This window comes from Pseudomonas sp. OTU5201, assembly GCF_038440135.1.
GTDB lineage: Bacteria > Pseudomonadota > Gammaproteobacteria > Pseudomonadales > Pseudomonadaceae > Metapseudomonas > Metapseudomonas resinovorans.
Genome location: NZ_JASATC010000030.1, coordinates 1 through 10,984, shown reverse-complemented (window position 1 = coordinate 10,984; position 10,984 = coordinate 1). Strand labels below are relative to the sequence as shown.

Here is a 10,984-nt window from a genome sequence, read left to right as displayed (position 1 = left end):
GAGCAAGTGGCGCCTCTCCATATCAGTGAACATCTAAAGGACTAGCGAATGAGTACTCGTATCGAACTGACGGTAAACCCGGGAGAAGATCAGCGCGCAGCTATCCTCAGGCCCTTGCGGGCGCATAACGTTTCTCAAGCAGGTGACCCAAAGCGAGAAGCAATCGCCCTGCTCGTACGCGATGAGCTCACCATCGAAATCATTGGAGGCCTTTATGGCGAGATCTTTTATCGTTGGCTGTTCATCGAGCTGCTAGCCATACCTGAGCAGGCAAGAGGTCAAGGCACAGGCTCACGCCTGATGAACATGGCTGAAGACGTTGCACGTGAAAAAGGCTGCGTCGGTATCTGGCTGGACACCTTCGATTTCCAGGCACCCGGGTTCTACCAGAAACACGGATTCACCGAGTTCGGCCACCTCGATGAATTCCCCCCAGAGCACAAGCGCTTCTTTTTCCAGAAACGATTAGTCTGACGTGCTGTTTAAACGAACACTTGCCATACCCATCGATTGGCGGCGGGCGGCCTAGGTTGCAGACGATCTCCGCCACGCGACCCGATCGCCTTGCCCATCGGCCTGCTGCTAGAGCGTCTCGATCTCGGCCAGGGCCCTGCGCAGGGGTCGTCGGATATCTGGATGGGCCCGCTGAAGGGGATGTCCATGTCGAGCACGAGGTAGACAGAACCTGCGAACAGCGATGCGGACACCAGGAGCATGGTGACGACCATGGGATTGTGGGGCGCACGATAGCCGAAGCTGGCGAAGACGAGGGTCATCCAGGCGACGAGCGTTGCGTTACCTTGGCTCAGGTACATGGCGTCGGAGTCGTGGCGGCTTCGCCGGCGGGTGGAGGATGCCCGGGCCGGTAGTCGTGGTCTGGTCATGGTCGCGAGGCCTGAGTGAGCAAGGAAGCGTGCCTGCCGGGCGGCAGACAATGCTCGCCCGGATGCCATCCGGGGTGGTGGCGGGACTTGCCGCTACACCTCCCCGACGGGATGAGCCGGCAGGGTGAACCGGACGATGGCGCCACATGGCTGATTGGCGCCGGCCCACATCTGGCCACCGTGGCTTTCGACGATCGAGCGGCAGATGGACAGGCCCATCCCCAGGCCAGTGGGTTTGGTGGTGTAGAACGGGGCGAACACCTGCTCGGTAGCCGGTTCCACAAAGCCCGGTCCGCTATCGCTCACGGTCACCAGCACGCCGCCAGGGTCGCCCTCCTCCGTGGAGATATGCAGGTGCCGTGGTGCGTCGGTGTTGGTACCCATGGCCTCCAGTGCGTTGATGATGAGGTTGAGCAGCACCTGCTGCAGTTCGACCCGGTCGCCTTCTATGCGGGGCAGGCCATTGGCGAGTTGCGTGCGTACCGACACGCCTACCTTGGTGGCCTGGCTGCGGGTGAAGTCGATCATGTCGCGGACGGCTTCGTTGACGTCCACCGGCTCCTTCTGCGGCGGCGCCTTCCTGATCAGCCCGCGAATCCGGCCAAGGACCTCCGACGCCCGATTGGCATCCTTGATGATGCGCACGAGCACCTGTCCGACTTCGTCGATGTTAGGCGGACTGGCGCCCAACCAGCGCTGCGCGGCATGAGCGTTGGTGACCGTAGCGGCGATAGGCTGGTTGACTTCGTGGGCGATGGAGGCGGCGAGCTGCCCCATGGTGGCGACACGGTTGGCGTGGGCCAGTTCTGTCTGGACCTCACGGTAACGCCGCTCACCCTCGCGAACTTTTTCCTCGGCCTGCTTGCGTTCGGTCAGGTCGAGCACGAAGGCGACGCCTTCCTTGAGATTCGCTTCGAAGGAGGCCAGGCCCAGGATGACGGGCAGGCGGCTGCCATCCTTCCTGATGTATTCCTTCTCGAAGGGCTGCGCACGCCCGTACTGGACGGCCTCCGCCAAGGCCTTTTCGCTGTCCTCGCGCTGTTCCGGCGGCGTCATGTCCCACCAGCGCACACGGCCCGAGAGCAGGTCCTCCCGCTCGTAGCCCACCATGTGGAGAAAGGCGTCGTTGGCCTCGCGGATCTCGCCTTCGGCGCTCCAGACGACGATGCCGATGATGTTGGCGTCGACGAGGCGCCGGATTTTCGCTTCGCGCTCCTCGACATCGCGGTACAGGCGGGCGTTTTCCAGGGAGATCGCCGCCTGCGAGGCCACCAGCTTGAGCACGGCGGTGCGCGCCGGGCTGAACATCCGGGCGGCCTGGTTGTTCTCCAGGTAGAGCGCGCCGATGAGCTTGGCCTGGTTCATCAGCGGCAGGCAGAGGATGGAACGGGCGCTGTGCTGGCTGACGTAAGGGTCGGCGGCGAAAGGTGGCTCGGCCAGGGCGTCGTCGAGCACAACGCTCTCGCGGGTGCGCAGCACCCGGTAGAGGATCGACTCGGGCAAAAGCGCGGCACTGGCCGCTTCGTCGCGCAGCCGGGTCATGTCGTCGCCCGTGACCGTTTCCGCAACGACCCGGTGTTCGCCCCCCTCCGACAGGATCAGCAGACCCCGTTCGGCGCCGGCCTGCTCGATGGCTGTGCGCATGACCATATCGATCAGCCGTTCCAGGACGATGTCGCCCGAGGCCGCCTGCGACACCTTGAGTACAGTGGCCAGGTCGAGGTGCTCGACCGGTGTGGCGATGGTAGTGGTCGGACCCGGCGCGATCTCCTCCGCCCTCAGGTAGGGGTACGTCGCCTCAAGTTGCCGCACCTTGCCGTCGGCCCCCCAGCGCAGGTAGCCGTAGTGGGCGTCGCGCAGATAGAGGCGGGCGATCTTCTCCAGACCGCGCACCGCATAGCAGCGGGCGGCGAGCTCGTTGGCCAGGGCCTCGATATGCACGAAGCCACTCGCCTGCGCCAAGCGAATGGCCTGCTCATAGAGCTGCTCGGCATCCAGCAGGCGGCCTTCGACGCGGGCGATTTCGGCACCCACCAGCACAACCCGGCCGGCGAAGTTCTCCGCGCACTGTTGCGCCCACACCTGAAGCTGCCGGTGATGCGCAGTCATGGCTTCGAGGTGCGCTGCATGCTCACTGGCCGGCAGGCTATTGCAGCGGGCGGCCAGGACCAGCGCACCGTAGAAGTGGTACTCGGCCTCTTCGAAGAAGGAGTACGAGGTCCAGAGCAGTTGCTCCGCCCGGGCCGCGGCGTCCATGGCGGCCTCGTAGTCCTCGGCCAGGTAGCGGGCCTGCAGTTTGCGTACCCAGTACCAGCAAAAGGCGAGCGCCAGGTCCGAGCTGGCGGACAGGTGGGTTTCGGTGCGCGGCTCGTCGTCGAAACAACCGAACACCGGTGTCAGGCCGCGTAGCATGCGGATCAGCGCAAGCTGAGTGGAGATGAAATCAGTGACCAGGCCAAAGCGCACCTTCTCGGCATACGCCAGGCCACGTTCGGCTTCAACCTGCACCTCGGGCAGCGGTTCACCGGCGAAGAGCAGGTCCGAGTTGCAGCTGTTGCCCGCATAAGCGCCGTAGGCGAGATCACCCACCCGGTTTGCCGCGGTAAACGCACGTTGCAACAGGGCACGACACTCTCCCACGGGCCTCATCCAGCGCACCGAGAAAATCGAGAAGCACAGGAAGCTACTGGCCTCGAAACGCTTCAGATTGCGCCGGTCGATCAATTGGCAGGCGAGCAAGCCGAAGCGGTAGCCAGCCTGGTAGTCGCCGAAGCGCCGTCCGGCGACCCTGCCCAGATTGGCGTAGCTCACGCATGACGCATCGCAATTGCCCCGTTCGAGGCTGAGACTGATCCCCTTGCAGATCGTCAGGGCGGCAAGGTTTGCATCCGTCTGCAAGGCGGACGGGAAGAGCTTGGTCAGGGCATCGACAGTCGCGAGGGTGGCCGCATCGTCCATCAGCGGCAGGTCGATGAGGTCCTCGATCTCGCGGTCGCCGAGCATCGACCAGATGTTGTCGTACTCGCGACGCACCTCAGCGTCCTCCGGATGGGGCGACCACTGGATACCGACATGCCGAAGGTAGGCGAGGCAGACCGCCACCGCCCGGTCGCTGCGGTCGAGGAGCAGGCAGACATCCATTTGCAGACAGGCAACCTGGGCTCGCTCGACCGTGTTCGTAGCGCGATGGGACAGAGCCGCCAGACGCGCGTCCGCGACGGACAGCTGCCCGGTCAGGAACTCGCATTCGGCGCGGTTCAATTCGAGGGCGAATATCAGCTCATGCCGGTGCTCCCAGCACTCCTCGTCGAGCAACTCGGCACCGGCACCGAGGTAGGCAAGTGCTGACGCATAGGCTGTGGACGCCTTGGCGCGCTGGCCGGCGAGCAGGTTGAACTCGGCAAGCCGCTCCCGCTCGCCCACGTCGCTGATCAGCGCCGCACCGCGATTGAGCTGGCCAACGATTTCGAAGATGGCCTCCTCGCGTCGTTCCGGGGATAGCTGCGCCACCAGCAAGCGCCCGACACGCAAGTGGCGTTCCGCGCGCGAAGCCAAGGGGATCAAGGAATAGGCTGCTTCATGGATGCGGTCGTGAACGAACGAGTAGGCGCCCTCCTGACGCTCGACCAGTTCCTGGCGCACGGCCTCCCACAGGACGGCGTGGACCTGTTCCGACGTGACGCCCAACACCGCCGACAGTGTCGCGATCCCGGCGGCGTTGCCGAGACAGGCGAGTTGCTGCAATACCTGCTGCGTCTCGAGGGGCAGGCGCGCCAGCTTGCCGACCATCAGGTCCACGACATTGTCGGTGTAGCCCTTGGCAAGGATGCGTTCCGTGTCCCAGCGCCACTCTCGTGTCCCATGGTCGAAGGCGAGCAGCGCTTCGTCGGCGAGCGCCTGCAGGAACTGGATCACGAAGAACGGGTTACCGGCGGTCCTGTCCTGCACCAACTGGGCCAGCGGCGCGATGCGCGCGCGTTCGCAATGCAGCGCCTCTGCGATCAGTTGCTTGATGTGTTCGAGGGCGAGCGGCGCCAGGGTGATTTCATCGATCCGGACGCCCGCGTTCCTGATGGCCTGGAGCTTGCCGGTCAGCGGGTGCGCGGCATCGACCTCGTTGTCGCGGTAGGCACCGATCAGCATCAGGTGCCTCAGCTCCGAATGGATCAGCAGATCCTCCAGCAGGTCGAGGGTCGCCGCGTCGAGCCACTGCAGGTCGTCGAGGAACAGCGCGAGCGGATGCTCCGTCCGGGCGAAGACCCCGATGAAACGGCGGAACACCAGGAGGAACCGGCGCTGTGCCTGTTGCGGTTCCAGCTCTGGCACGGGTGGCTGCTCACCAATGATGAGTTTCAGCTCGGGAATCAGGTCGGTCATCAGCCGGGCGTTGGGTTCCAGGGCGTCCAGCAGTGCGCCGCGCCAGGTCTCCAGTTCCGCGTCGCTCTTGCCCAGAAGCGTCCGCACCAGGCTCTGGAAGGCCTGCACCAGCGTCGAGTAGGGGATGTTGCGCTTGTACTGGTCGAACTTGCCGGAGGCGAACAGCCCTCGCGGCGGAACCAGCACCTTGTGCAGTTCATTGACCACCGAGGATTTGCCGATGCCGGAGTATCCGGAGACCAGCACCAGCTCTGGCGAGGCGCTGCCGACGATCCGCCCGAACGAGGCAACCAGGGTGTTCACCTCCCGCTCCCGGCCGTAAAGCTTCTCGGGGATCAGTAGCCGATCTGGCACGCCCTGCTCGTCCAGGGGGAAGTTGTGGATGCGACCCTGCCGCTGCCAGTCCGAGAGGCAGCGCAGCAGGTCATGCTCGATGCCAGCAGCGGTCTGGTAACGCTCCTCGGCGGTCTTGGCCAGCAGTTTCATGACGATGCGCGAGACGACGCCGGGCACCGTCGCTTCCCGCACGTCCGGCGGGACGGCCTTTCTGGCGATATGGCAATGCACCCACTCCATAGCGTCAGTGGCGGCGAACGGCAGCGCGCCGGTGAGCATCTGGTAGAAGGTGACGCCCAGGGCGTAGAGATCGCTGCGCGAATCGATCGAACGATTCATCCGGCCGGTTTGCTCGGGGGCCATGTAGGCGAGCGTGCCGGCGATGGTTTCCGGCGGCTCGGGGGCCTGGCGCTCGCGCGGCAGCCGCGAGGTGAGACCGAAACCAGTGAGCCGAGCCTGGCCGTCGGCGCAGTTCACCAGGATGTGGGCAGGCTTGAGGTCCTTGTGCACCAGCCCGCGCTGGTGCAGTTTGCCCAGCGCCGCGGCCATGCTCGCGGCCAGGCGCAGGAAACTGCCCATTTCCATAGGTGCATCAAGCAATCGAGAAAGCGGCACGCCATTGGGGTCTTCGAGCACCAGCAGGTGCTGCCCGGCCTCGCGTACCAGCTCCAGCGGGCGCAGCGCCCAGGCGCCATCCAGTTCATCTTTCAGGCCGAATTCATGGGCAAGGCGCTCCAGGCTGGCCGGTGACGGCTGTTCGGCGGCGAGCCGGACGACCAGCACGCGGCTACCGCCCTCCTCCGGGTACGGCTCCCGGCAGAAGACGCGCTCGCCGTCGTCCCAAACGATCTGCAGTCTGTTAGTCATCGAGGTCGGTGTCATTGGTCGTGGTGGGCCTGCCGCATGTGGCCATCAGGTAGCTGCCGGCGCGCCATGGCAGTGCGATCAGGACGATTTGCGCGGCGGCCGGATATCGAGGGCTTCCGATTTGCGCACCAGGTCGGCGACGGAGCGCGCAGCCAGTTTCTTCATCACTTGCCCGCGATGGACCTTTACCGTCACTTCGCTGAGGTTCAGTTCGGCGGCGATCTGCTTGTTCATCAGGCCGGCCACGACGAAGCCCATGACTTCCCGCTCACGCACGGTCAGTGAGTCGTAGGCGGCGCGCAGCGTAGCGTTCGAGCGCTCGGCGGTCAGGCGCTCGCCATCCCGCGCCAGGGCGGCTGCAACCGCGTCAAGCATGTCCTGGTCGCGGAACGGCTTGGCGAGGAAATCCACCGCTCCCGCCTTCATCGCCTTGACCGTCATGGCGATGTCGCCGTGCCCGGTCATGAAAACGATGGGCATGCACACGCCGCTTTTCTCGAACTGTTCCTGGAGGGCAAGGCCGCTCTCGCCGCGCAGCCGGACGTCGAGGATCAGGCAGCTGGGCACGTCTTGCTTGGGGAAGGCGAGAAAGTCCTGCGACGATTCGAACGTCTCAACGCGCAGGCCGATCGAACGTAGCAATCCGTCGAGCGCGACCCGCATCGACTCGTCGTCGTCGACCACATAGACCACCGGGTCCTTGTGGTCGGTTGGGGCTTGGGTCGTCGTTGAATGCGACCAGGAACTCATCTCGCCTCCTCTTCACCGACCGACTGTGCGTGCGGTGTAGATATCCGGAAAAATTTAGTCCACGTCACCTTGGCCGGCAATGCCACCGGCCGTACGGACAAACGCAGACACCGAGTCATCAGGCGGCCACTGCGGCGCGCTCTACCTGCGTGCCAACATAGCGACAGAAGCGCGAGCGCAGCCAGCGTTCACGCGGATCGTTGTGGCTGGCGCCGCGCCAGGCCATGGACAGGTCCGGCGTTGGCAGGTCGAGCGGCACGACCTCGGCGCGCATGCCCTCCAGCTGTGCCATGGCCTGGGCGACGTAGTCCGGCACCATGGTCAGCATGTCGCTTCCGGCGAGCAGCGCGGGCAAGGCACTGAACTGTGGCACCGCCAACACCACCTTGCGCCGACGCCCGGCCAGGCCAAGGGCGTGATCGACGTCGTCGATGACATTGCCCATGGAGGACACCACCACATGGGGTCGTCGGCAGAACGCGTCCAGATCCAGAGGGCCGGCAGCGCTGTCGGCGCGCAACAACATCGGCTGCATTGGTCGCAGGCTGCGGCAATGGGTGCTGGCCGGCAGATCCTGCGCCAGGCTGACGCCCAGGGAAATCTCGCCGGCGCTGAGCAACTGGGGCAGTTGCCAGCGGTCCGCCCTGCGCACCACCAGGGTCACGTTCGGCGCCTCGTCCCGCAGCTGCCGCATCAGACGCGGAAGCAGTGCGTATTCGACATCGTCCGAGAGCCCGACATGGAAGGACGCATCGCTGGTCAGCGGATCGAACGCCTGTGTAAAGCTCAAGGCCTCGGCTATTCCTTCGAGGGCCGGCGCCAGCCGTGCATGGATTTCCACGGCACGCGCCGTCGGCTCCATCACCCCGGCGGTGCGAATGAACAGCGGGTCGTTGAACAATGCACGCAATCGCCCGAGGGCGCTGCTGATGGTGGTCTGCCCCAGGAACAGCCGCTCACCGGCCCTCGTCACATTGCGCTCCCGCATCATGGTTTCAAAGACAACCAGCAGGTTGAGGTCGGCACGCCGCAGGTCATTTCTGTTCATCATGTTCACTGCCTGGATAGGTGGATTCGCACGACAATTCGCTGTCCGTCCGGATAGCCAGAGGCCAACGATGTGGGTCCAGCTTATTCAGGCCAACGACGGGACGTCACTTGTACATCTGTCCCGCCGGGATACCTCTTGGGCGTGCGCCCTTGTACATGGGTATTGCATGTGGCGACTTGCCGACCGACAGGAGAAGTTGGGCGGATGCCCCATAAAGCCCGACGCGGCCTGCACCGATGCAATCTTCCCAGCCATTTTGCCGTGCATTATCGAGATATGGATATCAACACCTCAGTGTCGATTGACTATACATAGGTATACTTCTCCGCATTTCCGGACGGCGTATCTTTCAAATACTACAATCGCCATCACGAGCGACTTAAAATGACGCAACAAACTCAGGCAGGCACTACGGCAGTCATTGCAGTCGTAGATGATGACGAATCCGTAAGGACGGCGCTGGAAGGTTTATTGAGATCAAGCGGCTACCAGGCCCGTACTTATTGCGATGCCCTGGCATTTCTCAACTCCGCCGGCCCTGCGGACACGCACTGCCTGATATCCGATATCCAGATGCCGGGAATGAGCGGTGTCGAACTGCACGAACGGCTCATCACCATGGGTTTGCGGATTCCCACCATTCTGATCACTGCCTTCCCCGAAGCAGCTCCGCGCATCGGCGCCACGATGCCCGGCCTGATCGCCTGCCTGCCCAAACCATTCTCGGCCGACCAGTTGCTGGAGTGCATCGAGAACGCCCTTCGCCAGTAGCACCGAGCCGATCCGGCAAATTCTTTGGCGCCCTTCGAATATACCTTCGTATATATCAACCCACCCCACGCATAACGCCAATGCACCGATGTAGAAGTGCATCTTTCGCAGTCCGCAAATAGCATGAACCCACAGCGGACGAATGAATGCGACGAAACTCGCAGCGGCAAACCCGACATATATAACTCGTTCCGTCGATCATGAACTAACAACTTCAATGTCATTTATCCACTCTTTTCAGGAGCAAGTCATGAAGCAGCATATTCTGGTAATTGGTGCGGGATTCGGCGGACTCTGGAGTGCATTGAGCGCAGCGCGCCTGCTGGACATACACGATCGTCACGACGTAGATATTTCCCTGCTCGCGCCCCAGGCCGAACTGCGCATCCGTCCGCGTTTCTACGAGCCCGACGTGCATGCCATGTTCGCTCCCCTGGATGCCTTGCTTGACTCGGTAAGCGTGCGTTTCATCAAGGGTACGGCCGAGCGCATCGACGAGCAGGCCAGAATCGTCGGTTATCGCGACGAGGCCGGCCAGCCACACGAGCTGGGCTACGACCGCCTGGTACTGGCGACCGGCAGCCAGTTGGCCCGTCCGCCGGTACCCGGCCTGGAGGACCACGCCTTCGATGTCGACCAGATCGAGTCCGCGGTACGCCTGGAGAACCACCTGAAGTCCCTCAAGGACCTGCCGGCCAGCGATGCGCGCAACACCGTTGTGATCGCCGGTGGCGGCTTTACCGGCATCGAGACCGCCACGGAGATGCCGGCACGCCTGCGCGCCGCACTGGGCGATGACCAGCACATCCGGGTGATCATCGTCGACCGCGGCCCGAAGATCGCGGCCGCCCTGGGTGACGGAATCCGCCCGCCGATTGTCGAGGCTAGCGAACACCTGGGTATCGAATGGGAGCTGAACACCAGCGTATCGGCGGTCGACGCCGATGGCGTGACACTTTCCGATGGCCGTCGAATCGAGAGCCGGACGCTGATCTGGACCGTTGGTTTTCGCGCCAGTCCGTTGACCGAGCAACTGACCAGCGTGCGTGATGGCCAGGGGCGCCTGCACGTGGACCAGAACCTCAAGATATTCGGACAGGACAACATCTTTGCCGCTGGCGACGTCGCCTATGCCGCCACCGATGACCTGGGCAACTTCGCTGCCATGTCCTGCCAGCACGCGATCTCCCTCGGTCGCCATGCCGGCAACAACGTCGCAGCCGACCTGCTGGGCGTGCCGCCCACTGCCTACCGCCAGCCCAAGTACGTGACCTGCCTGGACCTCGGCGCCTGGGGTGCGGTGTTCACCGAAGGCTGGGACCGCCAGATCAAGCTGCTTAAACACGAGGCCAAGGAGCTCAAGAGCCAGATCAATAGCATCTGGATCTACCCCCCGGCAGCTGATCGCAGCACCGCCCTGGCAGCCGCTGACCCAATGATTCCGGTGGCCTGAGCCCTCATCCGACCCTGGCTTCCGTCACCCCGTGACGGAGGCCAGCCGAGCCTGCTTCTGTAGAGGGAACCGGCCATGTTGGCCTACTTCGAATCACCCGGGCGCGTACTGAAAGTCTCCACCCATCTGCTGGCAGGCGGCACGGCGATGCTGGCAATCGGGGTCCTTCTGGCCTACTTCCTTGACGCCCACCTGTCGATCGGTGCGTTGGTACTGGCGCACCTTTTGACGATGCTGGGTCCGACCTCGATCAAGCTCGGCTACGTGCTGCGTCTGCACGCGCTGTACCGCTTCAATGCAAGCACCTGATTGCCCAGGCTGAGTGTCGTCGTTGTAGGGGCGATTTCAATCGCTACGTCTGTGTTATCTGCTGCTGCAAATTCACCCTCGGGCCAAGAGCCTTGTAGGAGCTGGCTTGCCAGCGAAACGCCGCCATTAGCTGGCAAGCCAGCGCCTACGGGCAATGCAGCTGCCTACAGCACGTCATGCAGACAT

8 protein-coding genes are annotated in these 10,984 nt (G+C 63.6%); 4 read left to right on the top strand and 4 right to left on the bottom strand.

Features of this window, described 5'->3' with window-relative positions; translation table 11 throughout:
* The first annotated feature begins 48 nt into the window (after positions 1-48).
* On the top strand, positions 49-474 hold the full coding sequence (locus tag AAHM40_RS18370; protein WP_342245916.1) for a GNAT family N-acetyltransferase: 426 nt from the start codon (positions 49-51) through the stop codon (positions 472-474).
* An 8-nt stretch (positions 475-482) separates the two neighbouring features.
* On the opposite strand, the gene AAHM40_RS27315 is transcribed toward AAHM40_RS18370, so the two are convergent.
* From AAHM40_RS27315 to AAHM40_RS18355, 4 genes are all read right to left on the bottom strand, one after another.
* Complete coding sequence (locus AAHM40_RS27315; protein ID WP_446731594.1) at positions 483-776, bottom strand: bestrophin-like domain; 294 nt, start codon at positions 774-776, stop codon at positions 483-485.
* Between the two features lie 201 nt (positions 777-977).
* A complete protein-coding gene (locus tag AAHM40_RS18365) occupies positions 978-6,452 on the bottom strand; it encodes a trifunctional serine/threonine-protein kinase/ATP-binding protein/sensor histidine kinase (RefSeq protein ID WP_342245970.1) in 5,475 nt (1,824 codons plus the stop codon).
* A 90-nt stretch (positions 6,453-6,542) separates the two neighbouring features.
* Positions 6,543-7,214 carry a response regulator transcription factor gene (locus AAHM40_RS18360; protein WP_342245915.1) on the bottom strand — a complete coding sequence of 224 codons (672 nt, stop codon included), beginning with the start codon at positions 7,212-7,214 and terminating at the stop codon, positions 6,543-6,545.
* Positions 7,215-7,332: 118 nt separating this feature from the next.
* Positions 7,333-8,262, bottom strand: a complete 930-nt coding sequence (locus tag AAHM40_RS18355; protein ID WP_342245969.1) for a LysR substrate-binding domain-containing protein — start codon at positions 8,260-8,262, stop codon at positions 7,333-7,335.
* 387 nt (positions 8,263-8,649) lie between these two features.
* Here AAHM40_RS18355 and AAHM40_RS18350 point away from each other — a divergent pair, with 387 nt between their 5' ends.
* The 3 genes from AAHM40_RS18350 to AAHM40_RS18340 all read left to right on the top strand — a co-directional run bounded on the left by AAHM40_RS18350 (position 8,650) and on the right by AAHM40_RS18340 (position 10,798).
* Entirely contained in the window at positions 8,650-9,036 is a 387-nt protein-coding gene (locus AAHM40_RS18350) for a response regulator transcription factor (protein WP_342245914.1), read from the top strand.
* A 250-nt stretch (positions 9,037-9,286) separates the two neighbouring features.
* Positions 9,287-10,489, top strand: a complete 1,203-nt coding sequence (locus tag AAHM40_RS18345) for an NAD(P)/FAD-dependent oxidoreductase (protein ID WP_342245913.1) — start codon at positions 9,287-9,289, stop codon at positions 10,487-10,489.
* Between the two features lie 75 nt (positions 10,490-10,564).
* The gene (locus AAHM40_RS18340; RefSeq protein WP_342245912.1) at positions 10,565-10,798 is read left to right on the top strand and encodes a transmembrane sensor/regulator PpyR; all 234 of its coding nucleotides are present in this window, start codon (positions 10,565-10,567) and stop codon (positions 10,796-10,798) included.
* Positions 10,799-10,984 lie beyond the last annotated feature (186 nt).